The sequence below is a fragment of the Thalassospira sp. UBA848 genome, from assembly GCF_002295455.1.
Classification (GTDB): domain Bacteria; phylum Pseudomonadota; class Alphaproteobacteria; order Rhodospirillales; family Thalassospiraceae; genus Thalassospira.
In genome coordinates this window covers 45,689-67,778 of record NZ_DBGS01000007.1, presented here as the reverse complement: position 1 = coordinate 67,778, position 22,090 = coordinate 45,689, and the positions used below count along the sequence as shown (strand labels likewise).

Below are 22,090 nucleotides of genomic sequence, written 5' to 3'. Positions count from 1 at the left end.
ACGGGGCGCGGATGTGGGACCTGCGCCCCGTTTACCTTTGGCGGTCTGTTAGGCGATCTAGGGGCATGACCCCAGATATATCGAAAAGTCATTGGCGGGCATGACCTCAACCCCTTCCAGTCCCAGAAAGACCGAAAGACGCCGCAAATTTTCCATCAGCGGCCCGGCGACATCGCCAGCCTTGGCATGATGTTCCAGATGCGCACTTTGCACCCGAAGCATCCCCGCCTTGCGGTCTGATTTCAAATCCACTCGCGCTGCAAATTCGCCGTTTAACATGAATGGCAAAACGTAATAGCCGTACTCGCGTTTTTCAGAGGGCACATAGATCTCGATGCGGTAGGTAAAGCCAAATATCCGCTCCACGCGGTCGCGCTCCCACATCACCGGATCAAACGGCACCATAAGGCAAGTCGGTTTGGCACGGGATCGTGGATTGACCGTCGGGCACAGATAGCCCGGCTGTTTCCAACCTTCAACATCGGCGCGCAGCAACCGGCCCTCTTCAACAAGGCGGGCCAGACACGTCTTGGTCTCATCAGTTGGCAGGCGGAAATATTTGCGCACATCGATCTCTGCAGCCACCCCCATGGCGGCCATTCCCTTGCAGATCAAATCGCACATTGCATCCTGTCGATCGGGGGCCGGTTCGTGTGCCATGTCACCGATAATACGGTGGGGCAAATCATATTCGCGTTCAAAACTGCTGCGCCGTTTGCGCGCCATGACCTGTCCACTCCAGAACAGGTATTCCATCGCGGTTTTGGTATCCGACCAACCCCACCATTTGGCACTGCTGCGTCCCTCGGTCTCAAGGGAACTGGCGGCAACTGCACCCTCCTGATCAATATGGCGCAGGATATTATCAATCAGATCGGGTTGTTCGCGTTGAACCCGCGCGATCCGTCCCCACGTTCCCATACCTCTTTGCGCATCATGCATGCGCCACCGATAAAGGGGATAATCCTCAACCGGGATCATCGATGCTTCATGTCCCCAATATTCAAACAGCTTGCGCTGACGGGCCGTTCCCCAGACCAGTTCATCAAGCAAATCCGGGTCATAGACCCCCAACCGGGAAAAGACCGGCATGTAATGCGCGCGTGTGAGAACATTGACACTATCGACCTGCAACATGTTGGTCGCCCGGATGGTTTTCAGAATCTGGCGCTTGGTCACATCACGGTCGGGATTGGCGGCAAACCCCTGCCCGACAAGTGCAAGGTTGCGTGCCTGTTTGGCGGAAATCGAAACGGCAGGCGTTTGCCTGTCAGCACTGTCAATTGGCATCAGAACACATATGATTTCTTAAATGGAAACAGGGTGATACTAACACAGGCTCCTGACAATTCTGGCAGGATGATTTCAGCATCTTCACTGCTGGCGAACTTGACCGCACATCACGACGCTCATAGGATTCAGGTAACATCGCAGCAATGACGACCCAACAAACAGGACAGCCCGAATGACCACCCCGCAGATCATGATTCTGGCCGTGCTGCTTGGCACGGTTGTGCTGTTCTTATGGGCCCGCTGGCGCCATGACATGGTTGCAATGGCGTCACTTCTGGTTTGTGTGATGCTGGGGCTGGTGCCAACCGACGATGCCTTTGTCGGCTTTGGCCACCCGGCCGTAATCACAGTGGCCTGTATTCTGATCCTGTCCTCGGCCCTGCAAAAATCTGGCGCTGTCGATACCCTGTCACGCACGGTATTGCCGCAATCAGCGGGGCCATTTGTCACCATGGCAGCACTCAGTCTTCTGGCCGCCATCCTGTCGGCCTTTATGAACAATGTCGGCGCGCTTGCTCTTTTGATGCCGATTGGCATTCAGATCGCCAACAAACAGAACCTGCCGCCCGGCAAAATCCTGATGCCGCTGGCCTTTGGCTCGATCCTCGGTGGCATGACCACACTGATCGGCACACCCCCCAACCTGATCGTTTCGGGCTTCCGGGCCGAAGCCACCGGAACAGGCTTTTCGATGTTTGATTACAGCCCGGTCGGCGTCGCCATCGCGCTTGCCGGTCTGGTATTTGTCATACTGCTGGGCCGCTTTCTGGTCCCCACCCGTGAACGCGCCGGGGCCGAAGGATTTGAAACCGGATCGTATTTGACCGAGGCCCGCATTACCGAGGGCAGCAAATCCATCGGCATGTTCCTGCGCGAAATCAATGACGAGCTTGATAAGTCGGACGCGCAGGTGATCGGCCTGATCCGTAACGAGCGCCGCATCCCCGCACCAAGCCCCTATCGCGAATTGCAACAGGACGACATCCTTCTGATCGAAGCCGAGCCCGAAGGACTGGCAAGTGCCCTTTCAGGGCTTGAACTGACCCTGGAAGCGGAATTGCGCAGCGAAGAAGCCAACGCCGAACAAAGGGAAGAAGCCAAGGAACAGGTCCGCGCCCAAAAGGCCCAAAGGGCGGCCGAAAAGTCCGGTGACGCGTCCAAGGACGGCTCCGAGAAAGATGACGCCTCCAAGTCGGACAAAAAGGACTCCGATACAAAGAAAAGAGCCCTTCAGTCCGACGATATCTCCCTGATCGAAGTCGTGGTCCTGCCAAACGCCTCCTTTATCGGGCGATCCGCGGCCGATATCCGCATTCGCAGTCGCTATGGTATCAACCTTCTGGCCCTGTCGCGACAGGGACAACGTTCTATGTCACGCTTGCGCACCATGAAAATGCAGGCCGGTGATGTGTTGTTGATGCAAGGCACGCCTGCTGCCATTCACGAATTTGGCAATCGCCTGGGCTGCGCGCCGCTTGCCGAACGGTCGCTCAACCTTGGCGACAAGACACAGGCCTTCAAGGCCACCGCCATCATGGCCGTTGCGATTGCGCTTGCGGCCTTTGGCATCCTGCCTGCCGCCATTTCGTTTGCACTTGGCGTGCTTGCCACTTTGCTGGTGGGTGTGGTCTCGCCGCGCACCCTTTATGATGCGGTCGACTGGCCGGTTGTGGTGTTGCTGGCCGCCCTGATCCCGGTCGCCAATGCCATGGAAAGTACTGGCAGTGCCGATCTGATTGCGCGCTTCCTGCTCGATACCGTCGCACAGGGAAGCGCGCCAGTTGCCCTTGCCCTGATCCTTATTGTCACCATGACGCTCTCGGACTTCATGAACAATGCCGCAACCGCCGCTGTCATGTGCCCGATTGCGATAGGCAGTGCCGCCCAACTCGATGCCAGCTCCGACCCGTTCCTGATGGCAGTCGCCATCGGCGCATCCTGTGCGTTCCTAACCCCTATCGGCCATCAAAACAACACCCTCATCCTCGGCCCCGGCGGCTTCCGCTTCAGCGACTACTGGCGCCTCGGCCTGCCGATTGAAATCATCGTTGTGGCGGTTGGTGTGCCGATGCTTCTATGGGTTTGGCCACTCTGACCAGAAATAAAGCTATATGTAGGCTTCATATATTTAGATATCATAAAGCCCTTCCTTAGACCCTAAGAAGGAGCGCGAAGAAAGATATGGGATCAATCATAATGCCCGGATTCTCCTTCGCTTCTAATCTAAGTGAAGATGCAGGAGAGCGTTCTGGCTTTGCATTATCCGAAGTTGATATTCTCAATCATTTGCAAGATCAGAGTCCGGTAAGGAAAGCTATCGAACAACCGAACTCTTTGCACCGAATTAGAGCTGACGCTTACGCAGAAGCCGTTGCCAATCTCCTTTACTTTCTTGGCGCAACTGAAGAACCAAGCATGCCAACCCTAGGATCACGCTTTGCTCGAAGCCTAGGCCACGAATGGAAAAATATCGTGAACATTGAGGAACTGCTAACGATAGAGGCAGTTGCCCATCATGTACTCAGAAAACGTCAAGAAACAGGAGATTTGGACAGAGCTCTTCTGGTAAACGAACTAAAGGACATTGTCGGAAGCCGCTGGAGAAAAATCCATGAACAGCTTCTCGAATCAATGTCGATGGAGCTGGCATTTTCTCCCTGGTACAGCAGAAGTGTGAATACAAATAACTTAATAGAATTAGCAAATTTGTTTAAGAGTGAAGCTTTGCCGGTAGATTCGAACACGTTTGTTGATCAGCGGTTCATAAACTATTTGTCAAAGCACCTAGATCTACTTGGAAGCATAAACTGGCGGCAGTTTGAGGGTTTGACTGCTGAATGGCTGTCTCGCCAGAATTATCGCATAGAATTAGGCAAAGGGCGCAACGACGGCGGTATAGATGTACGTGCATGGCGAACCGATGCACCTCCACACTCTCCCCCAGCAATCCTAGTGCAATGCAAGAGAGAGCAAAGAAAGATCGGAAAGGTAATCGTGAAAGCACTTTGGGCGGACGTATTTCATGAGCAAGCCAAGTCAGGACTAATTGTAACAACCAACGACATCAGCCCGGGTGCAGAAAAGGTTGTTAATGCACGCACTTATCCAATAACCACCGCAAACAGAAAACAGGTTGGAGACTGGATAATGGCTATGCGCAAACCTGCGGCAGGGATCATACTTTAAAAGTAAAAAATTTGACCAGAAACTTGGTTTGGTTCGCTCTGAAAAACGAACACCCTCATACATTGCAACCTTCATGTATTGCGTTGGGATTTACTGATTTTCACCGACGAACCTGGTCTTTAATGAAATAGGGCAGCCAATGGCTGCCCTCCGCATTTCGATATGGTCGCGTTGCTTAACCATCAAACCCAAGATTCGGCACATCAAGGCCGTTGGCACGGCAAGCCGAAATCAGGGTGTTGTTCAGAAGACACGCGATGGTCATCGGGCCGACACCGCCCGGAACAGGGGTGATGGCACCGGCCACCTTTGAGGCGGTCTCAAACTCGACATCGCCGACCAGCTTCATTTTGCCCTCAGTCCCTTCAACGCGGTTAATGCCAACATCAATCACGGTGGCACCCGGGGCGATCCAGTCGCCCTTGATCATGTTCGGACGGCCAACGGCGGCAACGACGATATCGGCACGGCGGACTTCCTCAGGCAGGTCGCGGGTGCGCGAATGCGCAATGGTGACCGTGCAGCTTTCCTTCAGCAAAAGCTGCGCCATCGGCTTGCCCACGATGTTCGAACGGCCAACCACCACCGCACGTTTGCCCGACAGATCACCCAGCGTGTCTTTGAGCAACATCAGGCAGCCATAAGGCGTGCAGGGGGCAAAGCCCTCTCCGCCCGTTGCCAGGGCTCCGGCATTCACAACGTGGAAGCCATCGACATCCTTGGCCGGGTCGATGGCGGCCAGAATGGCCTGTTCGTTGATGTGCTTGGGCACGGGCAGCTGACACAGGATGCCATGGACATTTTCATCGGCATTGAGCTTGGCGATCAGCGCCAGGAGGTCTTCTTCGCTGGTTTCCGCCGGAAGCTTGTGCTCATAGGAATTCATGCCGCATTCAAGGGTTTGTTTGCCCTTGTTGCGGACATAGACCTGACTGGCCGGGTCTTCGCCGACCAGAATGACGGCCAGACCCGGTGTTACACCATGTTCGGATTTAAGCTTGGATACTTCGGCTGTGATGTCGGTGCGCAGGTTGGCTGCGAATGCCTTGCCGTCGATGATTTTCGCGTCACTCATATGTCTGTCCGCCCCGTGAGTTGGGATATTTTCGCCATCAGCTCTTCGGGATTTCCGTCGATCAGCAGCGTTTTGGTGCGATCAGTTTGCCCGGAAACAATCCTGACCGACGATTTAGGACATTTGGCCGCTTTTGCCAAAAGTTTTATCAGCGCCAGATTGGCCTTGCCGTTTTCGGGCACAGCCGTCACCGACACCTTTAGCTGCTCCTGCCCGTTTGCGTCGACCATGACATCACCAATCGCGTTACGCGATGCCTTTGGCGTCAACCGAACGAACAGACGACCCCCTGATGGCTCGGACCGTAACACGGGCGCGTGATCAGACATTGTCTAAATGAGACAATTTAATAGGTGAAATGAGACATTAGGGGTCAGGACCTAATACCCGACAAGCGCCATGCGGACATCGGTCTGGATCAGCATGTTGGCAAATTGCAGGATCAGGATCAGGATAATCGGTGAGATATCAATACCGCCAAGATCGGGCATGATCCGCCGGATCGGACGCAATGCCGGTTCGGTGACACGATAGAGGAAATCACCGACCATATAGACGAACCGGTTGTTGGTATTGATCACGTTGAACGCCACAAGCCATGACAGGATTGCAGATGCAATCAGCATGAAAATGTAGATCCCCACCACAGTGTCAATCAGCCAGAAAATCGCCAGCATCGCCGCTCCTTACAATCGCCGGGCGCACGGATGATTTTGGCCCGGAAAGATGTTTGCACGCAGCAAAACCTAGTCGGCAATTGCCCCCAACGCAAGCACACAGCGTTGATTTTGGTGCAATTCGCGCCAAGTTTTCATCGCTTTGTGATCATGCTCACCAACCAGTTGATCAACACGCCCCTTCAACGCCAGCCCAAAGCCCCGCCAATCCCCTGCCAGAAACTGTCAGGAGATGTCAGTCCCGCCCCGATTACGCCTTGTATCCAGGCACGCATCAACGCCAGAATGCGGGCATTGAAGGAGTAAAATCATGCAAAATACCGATCAACCACGCTGTGGCTGGGCGCTAACCCATGCGGACAAACCGTTTTATGTCGAGTATCACGACAGCGAGTGGGGTGTTCCGGTGCATGATGACCGGCATTTCTTTGAGATGCTGATCCTTGAGGGGGCTCAGGCAGGCTTAAGCTGGTTGACCATTCTGGCACGGCGCGACACCTATCGCGCAGCCTATGACAATTTTGATGTGACCAAGGTCGCGGCTTACGACGCGGCAAAGCAAGAAGCGCTTCTGGCCGATCCGGGGATTATTCGAAACAAATTAAAAGTCGCGGCGTCTATTCAAAATGCGCAAACATTCATCGCGATCCAGAAAGAATTCGGAAGCTTTGATGCCTACATCTGGTCCTTTGTTGGCGGGGAGCCTGTAATCAATCACTGGAAAAGCATGTCTGACGTGCCGGTCTCAACCGAACTGAGTGACCGGGTTTCCAAGGACCTTAAAAAACGCGGCATGAAATTCGTCGGCACGACGATCATCTATTCCTTCCTGCAGGCCACCGGGATCGTGATGGACCACACGACGGATTGTTATCGCTATCATCAGTTGGCGAAATAGCCATCTGTTCTGATAGTTCAAGGCCTGCTATAGCCTTGGTATGGCAACCGTAATGCACATCATCAATGAACTCGAAGCGGGCGGCGCGGAACGCGTACTAACCCGTATCGCGTGTCATAACTCCCGAGATAGCGGACCGAATATTCCGCGCCAGATCGTCGTATCTTTGATGGACGAAGGTGTTTTTGGAACAGATTTGCGTGATGCAGGTGTTGAGTTGCATTGCCTTGGCATGAAACCGGGCATTCGCGATTTGCCCGGTGCAATCATTCGCCTGACGCGACTGATGCGCAAGTTCAAGCCAGATGCCATTATGTCCTGGCTGTATCATTCAGATTTCATAGCAACCATCGCTGCCACGCTTTCGGGATGCGGGACGAGACGGCTAGCATGGAATATACGCTGTGCGGAAATGGACCTTAAACAATATGGTCGTTCGACCCGTATTGTTCTTGCCCTTCTGGCAAAAATGTCAGGAGCACCAGCAGTTGTCGCCGCAAATTCTTATACCGGTCAGCAGCATCACATCAAATGTGGTTACAATCCGAAAAAATGGGCCTACCTGCCAAACGGGTTTGACACCGATGAATGGCATCCAGATCCCTATGCAAAGAACCGGCTATGCGCGGAACTCGACATCGATCCCGCCAAACATCTGGTCGGAATGGTTGCGCGCAAGGACCTTGCCAAGGATCATGTCACCTTGCTTGAAGCCATTAGACTAGTGCGTAACAATGGGCATAATGTGCATTTGGCCCTGGTCGGCCAAAATACAGAAGAACTTGCCATTGCAGATGAACTGGTGCCGCACGTTTCAGCGTTGGGTTTGCGCCGTGATGTTGCACAACTGGTTCCAGCATTTGATATTGCAGTCCTGGCATCGAGCTTTGGTGAGGGTTTTCCCAATGTTATCGGCGAAGCTATGGCCTGTGGCGTACCTGCAATCGGAAATGATGTGGGTGATGTCACCAATGTTATTGGCGATACGGGCAAAATAGTTCCCCAACGTTCGCCGGACAAACTTGCCAAAGCCATCGAAGAACTCATAACCGAAGATGCCGAAAGTCGAACCCATCGTAAAATGGCGTCGCGCAATCGGATCATTAACCATTATGGCCTTGATGCGATGAATGCACGTTACCTGGCACTTTGGGACGAATTGGCTGGCAACCAGCCAGTCGCGGAACTCGGATTCCAAAGAGACCCGAGACACCCCAATTGATCGTCACTCTACCTTACTTGAGCCACGCAGCAACAGGCTGGTTTCAAGCGTGATGGTTTTGCCCGGCGCATCCGACAGCGCCATTTCGGCGGCAAGCCGCCCTTTCTCGACGGAATCCTGATACATGGTGGTAAGCGGAGGGTCGGTGCGTTCGCCAGCAGCAATGCCATCAATGCCGATGACCTTGAGATCGCCCGGCACGCTTCGGCCGATGGCGCGGGCAGCATCAATCGCGCCAATCGCGATCACGTCCGACATGGCGAGAATGCCATTGATGTCGGGATGGTTTGACAGAAGCTCTGTCGTCATTTTCGCACTGTGAGCGGACTGGTTGTCGCATTCGATATGGACGACATCAGTGGCGACAATGCCCGCGGCCTCAAGTGCGGCGTGATAGCCCGCCAGACGTTCGCGCACCACCCGGTGGCTGGCAGCCCCCAGACGATTGGGGCTCATCGGGCCGAAATGATCATGCTCGGTGGCTTGCAATGACAGAATTGCAAACTTTGACGCCCCACAATCAAGCAAATGCTGCGCAGCATTTTTCGCCGCGGCAAAGTCATCAAGCACCACAGTACCCGCCGCCCCGGAAATGTCGGTATCAATGCTGATCAAGGGCTGGTTTCGGCGCTGGATGGCTTTGATGATGTCATTGTTATCGGAATAGCAATGCACCAGAAAGGAATCAACCGCCGCATTGTTGACCGCCGCAATCGCCTGTTCGGGGTTTTCGGCCGAGATGATCATGACATTCACACCATGACGCGCGCATTCGCGCCCGATCCCGCGCAGCAATTCAATCGCCACCGGATCGCTAAAGGCATATTCAAGATTATCAGGGAAAACGACACCAAGCGCCCCGGCTTTGCCCGTGCGCAGCATGCGCGCCATGACATGCGGTCCGCGATAACCCAGTTCACGCGCGGCTTCAAAGATGCGTTCGCGGACTTCCGGGCGGACCAGATCAGGCTTGCCAAACGCATTCGACGCTGTCCCTTGCGAAACCCCGGCCGCCTTGGCGACATCCAGAAGTTTTACGCGTTTTGCCATGCGTGCCTTATCCCCGAAACCGTCGTGTGTAATCGTTAGCCAGTTGAATTACCGACACTATAGCCAAGTCCTGCACGATACTACCAGAACGCATTGCCACGTCACGACGCGATAATTTATCGGCTTTCCGGGCGGGTATTGCGGAAGGTCAGATTGATCCGCGGGCCAACCTGACGGGCGGTCTTTGGCAATTGATGCAGCCAGCAACGCTGGGTCGCGCCTGACATGATCAGCGCGGAGTTGTGGGGCAGATCGACGCTGATGCGATCGCCGGTTTTCTTGTGGCGGAAATGAAACCGGCGTTCCTGCCCGAAGGTGAGGCTGGCAATCACCGGGTTTTCGCCCAGAACCTCCTCGTCATCGGCATGCCAGGAAACACTGTCGCGCCCATCACGATACTGGTTCAACAACACTGTATTGAATGCCGCGCCAGACAGTTCTTCGGCCAGTGTGCGCAAAGGGGCAACGATAGAGGGAAACGGACTGGCCGGGTGATAGACCCCGCTATAGCGATAGGCCACCTCGCCATACCACGCAGTCAGGCGCGGGACCGGGATTTCCTTGCCATGGATTTTGGCGGTTTCCTGTTGCCAGACGATGTTGCTTTGAAGTCGGGCAAAGGTCTTGTCGGCGTCATCGGCGGCCATGATGTCACGCAGCAGCAACACTTCGCCATCAAAGGGCAAAAGGTTGCGTGGTGGTTCATTGGCAAACAGATCGCCGGTCATGATTGTCCCCGGAATGCAGATTGCCAAAGACCTAGGATGAAAGATCAGGAAACTCAAGCCACAGTTCACTGATATATGCGTTTTTGCAGCGCTTTCTAACCATTCGCAAGCGTCACATCGGCCTCTTTGGCATAACGCTCTACGTCTTCGACACTCAGCCCCGCCGCGCTATAGAGATTGATGGTTTCAAGTTCCAGATCGGTCTCGGAATCGGCAAGTGATTGCAGCGACGAGGTCAGGCTGCGCTGGGAATCAAGTACATCAAGGAAGTCCGAAAGCCCCTGTACATAACGCACACGCGATTGTTCAAAGGCCTCGCGGTGATATTGCACTGATGCAATCAGGGAATCGCGCTGTGCCACCGCCCCGACATAGCCGTAAATCGCGCTTTCAACTTCCTCGATCGCGTTCAGAAGCGTCTGGCGGTAGGTCAGGAAGGCTTGTTCTGCCTCTTCCTCGGCGACAGTAATATTGGCACGGCGTTCCCCGCCATCATAAAGGGTCGCATCAATCAGCGCCCCGATGGCGGCCATGGCGGTGCGGACAATCGGCCCGGTGCCATAGCCGGTAACACCAAGGGCGAGTGACCCATCAAGGGACAATTCCGGATAAAGCGTTGCGGTTTCCACACCGATTTGCGAGGTCGCAGAAATCAGGGCCAGTTCGGCCGCGCGCACATCCGGGCGACGGCGCAGCAGATCGGCCGGAATACCAATTGGTGGGCTGCTTTGAAACTCGGGAAGCGGTGATGCATCAAGCAACAGATCGCGATGCGTTCCCGGCTGTGCACCGACGAGAATAGAAATCGCATTGATCGAGCGATCAATGGTGGTTTGCAGGGTCGGGACCGTTGCTTCGAGATCGGCGACTTCGGCGCGCGCACGTGACAGATCAAGTTCCGAGCCAAGGCCCGTCTGCAAACGCACTTGCACGATGTTGCTGGTCTGACGTTGCAGATCAAGGGAGTCCTGCAAAAGTGCCAAACGCCGCTGTGCCCCGCGCAATTCGATATAGTTTGTGATGATATCGGCAATCATCGTGCGATAGACATCTTCACGCAGATATACCTGCTGAAGATAATCTGCCTCGGCGACTTCTTCCTCACGCGTCTGACCACCCCAGATATCGGCGGTCCAGGACAAATCAATGCCCGCGCCATAACCCATATCGGACACCTGATCACCACTGGCACGGCTTGAGGTCGAACGACTTGCCGAACCATCCACCGATGCGCCGACCTGCGGCCCATTCGCCCCGGCAACACCGCGTGCGGTTGCGGCAGCGGCACGGATACGGCTGATCGCGATCTGAAGATCAATATTGTTGTCGACCCCTTCATTAATCAGACCATTTAAAACCGGATCGGTTGTGCTTTCCCACCAACGGCCCTGTTCGTTCTGATTGGCGGCAATCACCGGAATTTCCGGCGTATAGGCGCCAACAAGATCAAAGTTCGGGGCGGTATAATCCGGTCCGACGGACTGGCACCCCGCCAGTGCGAGCAAAAGGGCAATGCCCGAAATCACAGAAATGTGAGAATTATTCATATTATTTCACACTTCCTTGAAGACCGTCACTTCCGGGCTCCGCCGCGACATGTGATGCCGCCTCGCCGTGATCAGGAATGGCTTCTGCAGCACGCAACTGTGATTGCAGCTTCTTGCCGCCATCGGCACGGGCCGACACCAGCGGAGCCAACAACAAATAAAGCACCGGGGTCAGGAACAAAGTAAAGACCGTCGCAAAGCCAAGACCGCCAAATACCACCCAGCCAATAGCTGCGCGTGCCTCGGCCCCGGCACCCGTGCCAAGGACAAGCGGCAAGCCCCCCAGAACGGTCGAGATCATGGTCATCATGATCGGGCGCAAGCGCACCATCGCCGCATCATGCACGGCTTCACGCACAGACTTACCCGCATCGCGCAACTGATCGGCAAATTCAACAACCAGAATCCCATTCTTGGCCATAAGTCCAACCAACATCACCAACCCGATCTGGCTATAGATATTGATCGAGGTACCACTAAGCGCCAGCGCATAGATGGCGGCCGCAAGGCCAAAGGGCACGGTCAAAACCACTACAAGGGCCGAAGTAAAGCTTTCGAACTGGGCAGCCAGAACAAGGAGCACGACCAGAACAGCAATCAGGAAGGTAATCTGTACATCGCTGGCGGTTTCGCCCAACGCCGCAGCATTGCCAAGGAACAGGATGCCAACACCTGGTGGCAGCAATTCATCGCCAACCGCGTTCACATCCGCGACCGCTTCGGCCAGGGTATAGCCCGGTGTCAGGTTGGCCGAGATGGTAACAGCGCGTTGCTGTCCTTCGCGTTCAAGTTCGGAGGCAACCGCCTCTTCACTGAGTGTGATCACGGATGACAATGGCAAAATGCGGCCATTGGTGCCGGTCACAAACAGGTTTTCAAGATCGGACGGGTCATTGATGCTGCCGAGCGCACTGCGCAACTTGATCGGCACATTCTGGTCATCGACATTGATTTCGGTGACTTCGTACCCCTCGATCATCGCACGCAAAGTTGTATCGAGTTCTTCGATCGGAATGCCCAGATCAAAGGCGCGCCTGCGATCAATATTCACCAGAAGCTGTGGCTGGGTGGTCTGATAGGACACCCGAAGGCCGGTGAGGCCGGGATAGTTCGCCTCGATTTCCTGCTGCATGGCGCGGGCATTTTCGGCCAGCTTGCGATAGCTTGTCCCGGTCAGGGCAAATTCAAGCCCCTCGCCCGTGCCACCGCGCAAGCCCAGACTGTTGGGCTGCCAGATATAGGCCTGCACGCCCGGAAGCGCATTCAGATCGCCCCGGATCGACGCCGTGATTTCCTGTTGCGAGCTGGTGCGATCTTCCCATGGTTTAAGCGGGGCAATCACAAGGGCACGGTTGGGGTCCCACAGACCAACAATGGTATAGATGTTATAGGCATCCCCCGCCTCGACCACTGGACGCAGGATGTCTTCAACCGCCTCGACCTGACGGTCCATATAGTCGATGCCAACCCCGTCCGGACCCCGCATGGAAACAAGAATACGACCGCGATCCTCGTCGGGCAGCAATTCCTGCGTCACAGTTGTATAAACACCAAAGGCCGTTCCGCCGGCAATGATACAAACCATCAAGGTTATAACCGGGCTGCCAAGGGCTGCTTCAAGAATACGGCGATAGATCCCGGCACAGAAGAAGCCAAAGCGTTCCAGCATGTTGGGCGCATCGTCGGCCTTGCCGTCATGTGGATCGATATGTTTAAGCCGTGATGCCAGCATCGGGCATAGGGACAGGGCAACAAAGGATGACACAGCCACCGCAAAAGCCAGCACGAAGCCGAATTCCCGGAACAACCGCCCGGCCGTGCTGGGCAGGAAGGAAATCGGCACAAAGACGGAAATCAGCGTAAGTGTTGTAGCAACAACAGCAAAGAAGACCTGTCGTGAGCCAAGGACCGCCGCCGCCATCGACCCAAGCCCCTGATGTCGACGGCGCTGGATGTTTTCAAGAACAACAATCGCATCATCGACAATCATGCCGGTTGCCAGCACAAGGGCCAGAAGGGTCAGGATGTTGATCGAAAAGCCCATCGCCCAGATCGCAGCGACCGTGCCGATCAGGGCAATCGGAATGGTGATGGTCGGAATAAGAGTTGCCGTGAAGGAGCGCAGGAACAGATACAGCACCGCAATGACAATCAGGATGGCCAAACCCAGACTAAAGATCACTTCCCAAAGCGCGCCTTCGATGAAGACCGCATCGTCGGAATTCACGAAAACATCAAGGTCATCATATTGCTGATTGAGGCGTTCAACCACCTCGCGCACACCATTGGAAATCGCGATCGTATTGGATTGCGCCTGTCGGGTAATACTCAGCCCGATCACGGTGCGACCATTCAATCGCACATAGGATGTCGCATCATCCGGGCCGTAATAAATATCCGCAACATCACCCAGAAGCACGCTGTCACGCACCAGCATCTGATTAAGTTTGTCGACTTCCCATACCGACGCATCGGCACGGACAAAAAGCTTTTGGTCCGATGATTCAAAACTGCCTGCCGGAATATCAAATTGCGCCGTGCGCAACAGATCTGCCACATCCTGAACCGACAGGCCGAAGCTTGCCATGCGCAGCGGATCAACGCGCACATGCAAGACACGTTCACGATCCCCGTTGACCCCGACCTCTGCCACACCGGGAACAGACAGCAAGGATGGGCTGATCTGGTCTTCGACAATGTTGGCAAGTTCTTCTTCGGTCAGGCGGTTGCTGACAACCGCAATGCGCATGATGGCACTGGCATCGGCGTCAGCCTTGACCACACGAATGTTTTCCACTCCGTCGGGCAAGCTGCGTTCTGCCCGGCTGATGGCTTCGCGGATGTCGCTGGCGGCATCGTTGATTTCAACGTCGGGGTAGAATTCGATGCGGATGCGTGCATTGGCCTCTTCGCTTTGGGAACTGATTTCCTTGATCCCGCTAACACGCGAAGCTGCACTTTCGATGATGCCGGTCACTTCGGCATCGACTGTTTCAGGTGATGCACCATCATAGTCGGCGGTCACGGTGATGGTCGGGCGGTCGACATTGGGCAGTTCGCGAATTTCGACACCCAGCATCGCAGCCAGACCGGCAAGGATGATCAGCATGGCAACCACGCAGATCAGAACAGGGCGTCGGATACTGAGTGACGCTAGATCGTTTTGGTCGTGATTGCCGGTTCCTGTCGACATGATCAGGACCCCTCGCCAGTGTCTTCACGGATGGCAACGCCACCAGTGCCGCCAGCATTGTTGTCACCGCGAATGGTTGCGGAAACGGTCCGCCCGGGGCGCAGGCGCAAGACACCCTCGACGACAACCAGGTCACCCTGCGCAATTCCACCATCAAGCAGAATGCGACCATTGGTTCGTTTCACGACCCGGACCGGAACACGCGACACTTTGTTCTCGTCATCAATCCGCCAGACATAGGTACCCTCATCGCCCCAAAGCACAGAGATTTCCGCCACCGAGGGATACTGTTTTCCTTCGATATCGACATAAACCGCAAAAGACATCCCGGCGAGCAAACGGCCGTTGGGATTTGGCACGCGGGCACGCACGGCGAAGGTGCGGCTTTCCGGGTCAATTCGGCTACCAATAGATTCGACCACACCGGTGAACTCTTCGCCCGGCAGGCTCCACGTTTCAACCCGCACCGACTGGCCGGGACGGACATTGTCAAACCGGGTTTCGGCAACTTCGAAATCAACCAGGATGCTGTCGATATTGTCCAGGGTAAGAAGGATGGTCGAGCTGTCCACGCGATCGCCCGCCTCGATCTGTGGAATGCCGACAATGCCATCAAACGGGGCCAGAATGGTTCGGTCCGCCAGATTAACCTCGGCCTGATCAAGTTGAATGCGGGCCTCGGCCAGCGCAGTCCGGGCAGTATCAACTTCGCTTTCGGCAACAGCGCCAAGTGGCCGGGCCTTTTCATACCGGTCAAGAAGCTGTTGGGCATCGCGCACCTGAACAGCCGCAAGATCGCGGGCAAGGCGTTCGCGTTCGGCATCAAGAATGACAAGGACCTGACCTTTGGTCACCTTGGCACCAGCCCGAACCAGCACATCAGCAACCTCACCCGACACCGCAGGATAGATCGAAACACCAAGGGCGGACTTGCCGGTCCCGACAGCCTCAACAACGGTTTTTTCATCCATCAGGCTGGCATGTTCGGCGATCACCGGAAGGCTGCGATCCCCACCGCCGCGCTGCGCCACGCTTGCGGGTTGCGCATCGGGCGCAATCAGCGCCGTGATGTCGTCTTTGGCAAAGAAATAGGCAGAGGCTGCAACTGCAATCAGTGCAACACCTGCGATCAGAAGCGTCGGTTTACGCGCCATCACATTGATACTTCCAAGTCGGACTGACCAAACAGCCTTAAAGCAAACAACCCTTTTCCCACACCGGGAAAGTGTCGGTATTTCAATTCAGTACCAGTTCAGGTTGTCATGCGTTTGTGGGTTTCCGTTGGGGGAAACGATATTGCAACCAGCCAGTCAGAACCACACAAAAAGTGTATCAGAAACGTCGCAGTTTGTATCTTAACCGCTGACAAAACCTGTGTTTTGCACCGAAAATGCAGACCAAATGCATCGGGCCTGCACACCAGATATACGGTGAACAGGCCCGTGTCGTTCAAATGTGAATTTTGGTTGTCTGATTATCCTTGGCAAGCAGCTGTTCAGGCAGCACCGCGCCTTTGCTCTTGCGGGAAGGTCAGCAGATTGTCTTCGTGCCAGCTATCATCAACAGCGGTATTGTTGTTCTCAGCATCAATTCCTTCGTCACCTGCGGCAGAGGCCACCGCCCGATCAAGGGATGCTGTGAGCTCGGTCACATTGCGATCAACCTCATCCGCACGGCGGTTCAGATCCAGACTTAGCTTGCGGGTAACTTCGATGTCTTCGGAAACCGCCCCGATGGCTGTTCCGACATTGCGTACCGCATCCCCGGCAAGGGCGATGGCGCCTGTGATTTCCTCGGTCTCGCGACGTTGATGTTCAACGTCACCTGCGACTTCTTCGGAAATCGACATCATGGAGCGCACCGTCACGCCGACGTCTTCCATCGAAGCGACGCAACGATCCGTCACAGCACCCATGGCATTGACATGTTCGGTGATCTGTTCGGTGGCGCGCTCGGTCTGGCTGGCAAGGTTTTTAACCTCGGCGGCGACCACGGCAAAGCCCTTGCCGGCATCCCCCGCACGGGCGGCCTCGATCGTCGCATTAAGAGCCAGCATGTTGGTTTGCCCGGCAATGCCGCGGATCAGATCGACAATCTGTTCGATGCTGGTCGCCACTTCGCGCAGGTCATCGACGGCCTTTGCCGATTCCTCGGTCGAACCGACGGCGTTCTGGGCAATTTCGCGCTGATGCTCGACGCGGTTGGCAATCGAGACGATGGCTTCGCGCAGGCGGTTGGCAGCATCACCAATGGCATTGGAATGTGACTGGCTGTCCTGTGCGGCACCGTTCGCAGATTCGGTTTGCACCGTCACACGTTCGGCCGCTGCCGCGACTTCAATCACGGCTTCACGCATACGGGTGACCTGATGATTGACCGATTTAACAAGGCCCGTGGTTTCGCCTTCAATCGTTTCGGCCATCGCCCCCAATGAGGCGCGGCGTTTTTCCTCTTCGATGCGCTGAAGCGTGATGCGTTCTTCAGCCATTCTTTCGATCTTAAACGCATTTTCCCGGAAAATGGCCACCGTGCGCGACATTGCACCGAATTCGTCACGACGCTGGATATCGGCAAGGGCGATATTGGTGTCGTTTTCGCTCAGGCGGGTCATGTCGCCATTTACACGTTTAAGTGGGCGCAGGATGCTCATGGCGATCCCAAGAGCCAGGGCAACAGCAACCACAACACCGATGGCCGCCACCACAATGTTGGTCAGGGCAGAGTTTTCTGACTGGCTGTGCGCAGCATCGACAAGCGCGATCTGATTGGCCATCGCATCGGATCGAATGTTCTGGGTGATGGTCTGAACTTCGCGGACCGCCGACTTAAAGGCATCCATCGACTGGCGGAAACCGGCAATCGAGGCTTCCAACTGATTTGCCCCCTGTTTCAGCAAATCATTGTCGCGAATTGCATAGGAAAACAGCTTTTTGTCATTGCGGGTCAAGCCATCAAAGGAAGATTTGATTTCTTCCTGCAAGTCCGTCAGGGCAGAGGTCTGTGTGCGTGCGGCATCAAGGGATTCCGGGGTGCGCAGTATCGAGAACTGCAACGAATTAACGATTGCGGACAAATTGGCTGTTGCAAGTTTGTCGGCGAATTTTTCGGCGATGGCCGGGTTTCGCTTGGCGATGAAATCTTCGAGCCGGGCCGCAGATTTTCCGAGTTGATTGGCCCCAAGCAACATGGTTTCTGACGCCGCAGACAGGTTTTCCGCGCGCAGCACAAGTGGTTCAAGCGTCGCGATGTAATCTGCGCTCAGGCTTTCAAGCGCATCGGCCCGCTCAGTATCACCATTCATCCGCAGTTCAGCTACCAACGTCGCGCCGCTTTGCTCTGCTGCTTCGCGGATCGTGGCGATGCCGTCACGATCAAGCGGGTCGACCGTTTGGGCAAACAGCAGAACCTGATTGGACAGGCGTTCAAGGCGCAATGCATAGTCGTTGGCAAGTCCGACCAACCCAGTGCTTTTGGCTATGCGGTCTGCATGGGAACCAAACCCCAGCAAATAGGTTGAAGACAGCGCAGACAGGCCGACAAGCATAACCACAAGAACGAAGAAACCAGCGAAAATGCGCGAACCAATGCGAATTCGGTCAAGAAACATGGGACATCCAAACAGTAAGAACTACACTTGGCGTGATCCTTACATCCGCTCGGCGTCCGGGATTGTTTCAGTTGGATGAAATCAGCATTTGTCCATGTCGCAACGTACAAGACGCGCATTCAGAATATAGAAAACAACAAAATGCCCGCCTGAAAATGTTCATATGAACATGCATCTATACAATTGGGCGGGGGCACATTATCCATTTCAAAATGCGTCAAAAAGTCAGTTTTGCGGTCTTGGTCCGCGAATCGGCACGACAGCCAGACCCATTTTCGCTTTCTGGCACCCATTGGAAGAAGGCGGATTAAAATGTCGCCATGACAATATTGTACAAGCTCCGCATCGTTAGAAACGCTATAATGAGGCGATGAACAACGCGTCGCGACATAGCTCTGCGCCTGCCCGACGTCCGGGATCATCCCGACCGGCGTCCAGGCGTCCCCGCGAGATTGCCCGTCATTGGCGGGCAGCCGACGGCATTGATATGTTCGAGGCCGACTACAAGAATTTCTCTTTCCCGAAACACAGCCACGACTATTACGCGTTTGGTACTATCCTGAATGGGGCCGAGCGGTTCATGACGCGTGGGACCAATTATGTCGCCGCGCGCGGACAGATATTGATGATGAACCCGATGCAAGTTCATGACGGTGGCCCGGCATCTGATGATGGGTATCAGTACCAAATCATGTTCATCGACCCGAAGGTGTTTGGTGAACTGGTGGCAGAGACATCACCAAAGAACACCGGCTTGCCATTCTTTGGCACCTGTGTGGTCAATGACCCGGAATTGCATTTGCAACTGCAAGGTCTGCACCGCCTGTTCCGGCCGGAAGAAGACGGCTCAAACAGGTTGCTGGAACGCGACAGCCAGCTTCTTTACAGCGCAGCCCGCTTTGCGCTGCGCCATGCGGATGCCCCGCCCTATTCCTATCAACCGGGGTCCGAGGACAAGCGCGTCGAGGCGGTGATTGACTATATGGCGGCCCATCTGGATGCGAATATATCACTGGATGATCTGGCCGCAGTGACCGGGCTTAGCCGGTTTCATTTGCTCCGCGTTTTCCGTGCAGCAACCGGGCTTCCGCCACACACCTATTTCAACCATATGCGATTGCGCCGGGCCAAGCGGATGCTGTTTGACGGATCAACCATTGCTGATGCAGCAGCTGCCACGGGCTTTGCCGACCAAAGCCATTTGAACCGACATTTCAAGGCCATGTGGGGTGTCAGTCCCGGTGCGTTTATCGCCAGTCTTGATCATTAAGACCTGTCCATAACGACAAAGCGGACGGACAGGTCGTTTATCGGGTTTTACGGCAAGGCCTTATGCTTCGCCATTGCGACGCTTCATCGCGTCGACCACCAGACAAAGCTCTTCAAACAGAACCTGTGCCGCGACCTGGGCGGTGTTGGTCGTGGCATCATATTGCGGGGCAACCTCGACAACATCGGCACCGACAAAATCAATCCCCTTAAGACCACGCAGGATCGCCAATGCCTCGCGCGAGGTCAGGCCACCGACTTCTGGCGTGCCCGTGCCTGGTGCGAAGGACGGATCCAGGCAATCAACATCAAAGGACAGATAAACCGGGCCATCGCCGACCACTTCGCGCGCCTTGGCGATGACGGCCTCAACGCCCATTTTCGGGACTTCTTCGGCGTGGATCACGGTCATGCCGCTGTCATAGGAAAATTCCCAGACATATTCCGACGAGCCGCGAATGCCGATTTGTATGGTGCGTTCGGGATCAAGCACACCATCCATCACCGCCTCGCGGAACGGGCCACCATGATGGAACCGCGATCCATCATATTCCCCGCAGGTATCACAATGGGCATCAAGATGGATCATGCCGACAGGGCGATCCTTGCCGACCGCCTTCTGGATCGAATAGCTGATCGAATGATCCCCGCCGATGGCAATCGGAATGACACCGGCACCAACGATCTTATTGAAATAGGCCTCGATATCCTCGTGGCAGCTTTCCAATGAATATCGGCTGCGAAACGGGACATCGCCAATATCAGCAATGCGCGCCATGGCCCCGGGCACCATGCGCAGGACATGTTCATACGGACCGATGCGTTCGATATTGCGTACCGCACGCGGGCCAAGTCGTGCACCGGCACGATTACTGACACCAAGATCCATCGGCACGCCAACCAGCGCGATGTCGAGGCCTGCAAAATTCTCGTTCTCGGCATCGGCGGCAAACGGCGCATCAAGGAAAGTTGGCACACCGGCAAATGGCCATTTGCGCCCGCCACTTTCAGAAAACTGCGATGCAGCCACTTCGCGAAAATGCGGATCAAAAATGTCTGCGCCTTTGGTGTTGCCGTATTTTTCGCGCAATTTTGCAAGCTTGTCGTCGGTGAACATGGGACCTCCTGATCGGGGCATTGGTTCGCGGACATTGAACCAATGGGCGGATATTGTTGTTGGCCCGATCAGATCAAATTGCGCGGCACTTAAAAATCACGTATTTCTGAACTTTACTTTGGAAATCCCCAAAGTAATGACTTTTACTGAACGGAATTGACCCGATGATCACGGAACAGGCGGACCTGAAGCTTTTTCGTATTTTCCTGACCATCGTAGAGGCCGGGGGATTTGCCGCTGCACAAAGCGATCTCAACCTGTCACTTTCAACAATTTCAAGCTATGTCACCGCCCTTGAGACCCGGCTTGGGTTCACACTTTGCAAACGCGGACGGGGTGGCTTTGCGCTGACGGCTGAGGGACAGGTGGTATTTGAAGAAGCCCACCGGCTGTTCAAATCTGTTGCGCAATATGAAACCAAGATGCGGGCGTTGCGTGACAAGCTAAGCGGGACCCTGACCATCGGACTGACGGATAATACCATCACCGATCCTGCTGCACGCCGGATCGAAAAAACCATTGCACGCTTTATGGAACGCGCCCCGGATGTGACGCTCAATGTCGTGACCTATCCGCCCAATGACCTGTTGCGCGAAGTGGTGACCGACAATATCCAGATTGGCATCTGCAGTTTTCCAAAAACCGTTCTGGGTCTGCGCTATATCCCCCTTTACGGTGAAACCCATCGGTTCTATTGCGGATCGGACCATCCGCTTTTTACGCAGCCCGATGACAAAATCGACATTGATGAAATCCGGCGTTACCGCCTGATCGGGCGCAAATCCTGGCTTGGCAGGGATCTAAAGGAATTCGCGATTGCCCGGCCACACGCGACCGTATCAGACATGGAGGCCGAAGCACGTTTGATCCTGTCAGGTGCATTTCTGGGCTATCTGCCCGAACACTATGCCAAGCAGTTTGTCGATGCCGGTCGCATGCGCATGATTCTGCCCGACCGATTGACGGTGAAGGTCACGTTTCAGGCAAGCCTTGATGACACCAAACAGCCCGACCCGATCACCAACCTGTTTCTTGATATGCTGATTGCTGATTTCGCAGACGACGCTGCCTGACTGCCAAGTGAAAACCGGCAATCGCAATCGATAGCAATATCGTCCAAGACCGACTATCTGGTGTCGATCATTATGGAGCCTGAAACAATGGCTCCTCGCCCACCGCATGATAAAAAGGACGCACCGGTCACGCCAAAGAACCGGCTGCCAACAAC

17 protein-coding genes are annotated in these 22,090 nt (G+C 55.1%); 6 read left to right on the top strand and 11 right to left on the bottom strand.

Annotated elements, in window-relative coordinates; genetic code table 11:
• Positions 1–57 precede the first annotated feature (57 nt).
• A complete protein-coding gene (locus B2R48_RS01365) occupies positions 58–1,290 on the bottom strand; it encodes a winged helix-turn-helix domain-containing protein (protein ID WP_296996879.1) in 1,233 nt (410 codons plus the stop codon).
• Between the two features lie 175 nt (positions 1,291–1,465).
• Here B2R48_RS01365 and B2R48_RS01360 point away from each other — a divergent pair, with 175 nt between their 5' ends.
• Both B2R48_RS01360 and B2R48_RS01355 read left to right on the top strand, forming a co-directional pair.
• Positions 1,466–3,388 carry an SLC13 family permease gene (locus B2R48_RS01360; RefSeq protein WP_296996875.1) on the top strand — a complete coding sequence of 641 codons (1,923 nt, stop codon included), beginning with the start codon at positions 1,466–1,468 and terminating at the stop codon, positions 3,386–3,388.
• 101 nt (positions 3,389–3,489) lie between these two features.
• Positions 3,490–4,479 (top strand): restriction endonuclease, encoded by a 990-nt coding sequence (locus B2R48_RS01355; protein ID WP_296996872.1) that lies wholly within the window; start codon positions 3,490–3,492, stop codon positions 4,477–4,479.
• 175 nt (positions 4,480–4,654) lie between these two features.
• Here the strand turns inward: B2R48_RS01355 and folD are convergent, their stop codons facing one another.
• From folD to B2R48_RS01340, 3 genes are read right to left on the bottom strand one after another with little or no spacing between them, the layout of a single operon-like run.
• Positions 4,655–5,554: a bifunctional methylenetetrahydrofolate dehydrogenase/methenyltetrahydrofolate cyclohydrolase FolD gene (gene folD / locus B2R48_RS01350; protein ID WP_296996869.1), complete on the bottom strand. Its 900-nt coding sequence runs from the start codon at positions 5,552–5,554 to the stop codon at positions 4,655–4,657.
• Positions 5,551–5,883: a DUF167 family protein gene (locus B2R48_RS01345; protein ID WP_296996866.1), complete on the bottom strand. Its 333-nt coding sequence runs from the start codon at positions 5,881–5,883 to the stop codon at positions 5,551–5,553. The genes folD and B2R48_RS01345 overlap by 4 nt, the downstream gene beginning before the upstream one ends.
• Before the next feature lie 51 nt (positions 5,884–5,934).
• Complete coding sequence (locus tag B2R48_RS01340) at positions 5,935–6,231, bottom strand: YggT family protein (protein ID WP_062955972.1); 297 nt, start codon at positions 6,229–6,231, stop codon at positions 5,935–5,937.
• Positions 6,232–6,541: 310 nt separating this feature from the next.
• On the opposite strand from B2R48_RS01340, the gene B2R48_RS01335 reads away from it, so the two are divergent.
• Together B2R48_RS01335 and B2R48_RS01330 are read left to right on the top strand one after the other, a co-directional pair.
• Positions 6,542–7,129 (top strand): DNA-3-methyladenine glycosylase I, encoded by a 588-nt coding sequence (locus tag B2R48_RS01335; RefSeq protein ID WP_296996862.1) that lies wholly within the window; start codon positions 6,542–6,544, stop codon positions 7,127–7,129.
• Between the two features lie 52 nt (positions 7,130–7,181).
• Entirely contained in the window at positions 7,182–8,351 is a 1,170-nt protein-coding gene (locus B2R48_RS01330; RefSeq protein ID WP_296996859.1) for a glycosyltransferase, read from the top strand.
• 3 nt (positions 8,352–8,354) lie between these two features.
• Here B2R48_RS01330 and B2R48_RS01325 read toward each other — a convergent pair whose 3' ends face one another.
• The 6 genes from B2R48_RS01325 to B2R48_RS01300 all read right to left on the bottom strand — a co-directional run bounded on the left by B2R48_RS01325 (position 8,355) and on the right by B2R48_RS01300 (position 18,476).
• A complete protein-coding gene (locus B2R48_RS01325; protein ID WP_296996855.1) occupies positions 8,355–9,401 on the bottom strand; it encodes a LacI family DNA-binding transcriptional regulator in 1,047 nt (348 codons plus the stop codon).
• 116 nt (positions 9,402–9,517) lie between these two features.
• Positions 9,518–10,129, bottom strand: coding sequence for an alpha-ketoglutarate-dependent dioxygenase AlkB family protein (locus tag B2R48_RS01320; RefSeq protein WP_296996852.1), 612 nt, complete (start codon positions 10,127–10,129; stop codon positions 9,518–9,520).
• Positions 10,130–10,224: 95 nt separating this feature from the next.
• Positions 10,225–11,676, bottom strand: coding sequence for an efflux transporter outer membrane subunit (locus B2R48_RS01315; protein WP_296996851.1), 1,452 nt, complete (start codon positions 11,674–11,676; stop codon positions 10,225–10,227).
• A 1-nt stretch (position 11,677) separates the two neighbouring features.
• Positions 11,678–14,869, bottom strand: a complete 3,192-nt coding sequence (locus B2R48_RS01310) for an efflux RND transporter permease subunit (RefSeq protein WP_296996849.1) — start codon at positions 14,867–14,869, stop codon at positions 11,678–11,680.
• A gap of 2 nt (positions 14,870–14,871) precedes the next feature.
• On the bottom strand, positions 14,872–16,023 hold the full coding sequence (locus tag B2R48_RS01305; RefSeq protein WP_296996847.1) for an efflux RND transporter periplasmic adaptor subunit: 1,152 nt from the start codon (positions 16,021–16,023) through the stop codon (positions 14,872–14,874).
• A 341-nt stretch (positions 16,024–16,364) separates the two neighbouring features.
• Positions 16,365–18,476, bottom strand: a complete 2,112-nt coding sequence (locus B2R48_RS01300) for a methyl-accepting chemotaxis protein (RefSeq protein WP_296996845.1) — start codon at positions 18,474–18,476, stop codon at positions 16,365–16,367.
• A gap of 370 nt (positions 18,477–18,846) precedes the next feature.
• On the opposite strand from B2R48_RS01300, the gene B2R48_RS01295 reads away from it, so the two are divergent.
• Entirely contained in the window at positions 18,847–19,746 is a 900-nt protein-coding gene (locus tag B2R48_RS01295) for an AraC family transcriptional regulator (protein ID WP_296996843.1), read from the top strand.
• Positions 19,747–19,806: 60 nt separating this feature from the next.
• Here B2R48_RS01295 and speB read toward each other — a convergent pair whose 3' ends face one another.
• Positions 19,807–20,862 carry an agmatinase gene (gene speB, locus B2R48_RS01290; RefSeq protein WP_296996841.1) on the bottom strand — a complete coding sequence of 352 codons (1,056 nt, stop codon included), beginning with the start codon at positions 20,860–20,862 and terminating at the stop codon, positions 19,807–19,809.
• 164 nt (positions 20,863–21,026) lie between these two features.
• Between speB and B2R48_RS01285 the strand changes: the two genes are divergently transcribed.
• Positions 21,027–21,935: a LysR family transcriptional regulator gene (locus tag B2R48_RS01285; protein WP_296996839.1), complete on the top strand. Its 909-nt coding sequence runs from the start codon at positions 21,027–21,029 to the stop codon at positions 21,933–21,935.
• Positions 21,936–22,090: the final 155 nt, after the last annotated feature.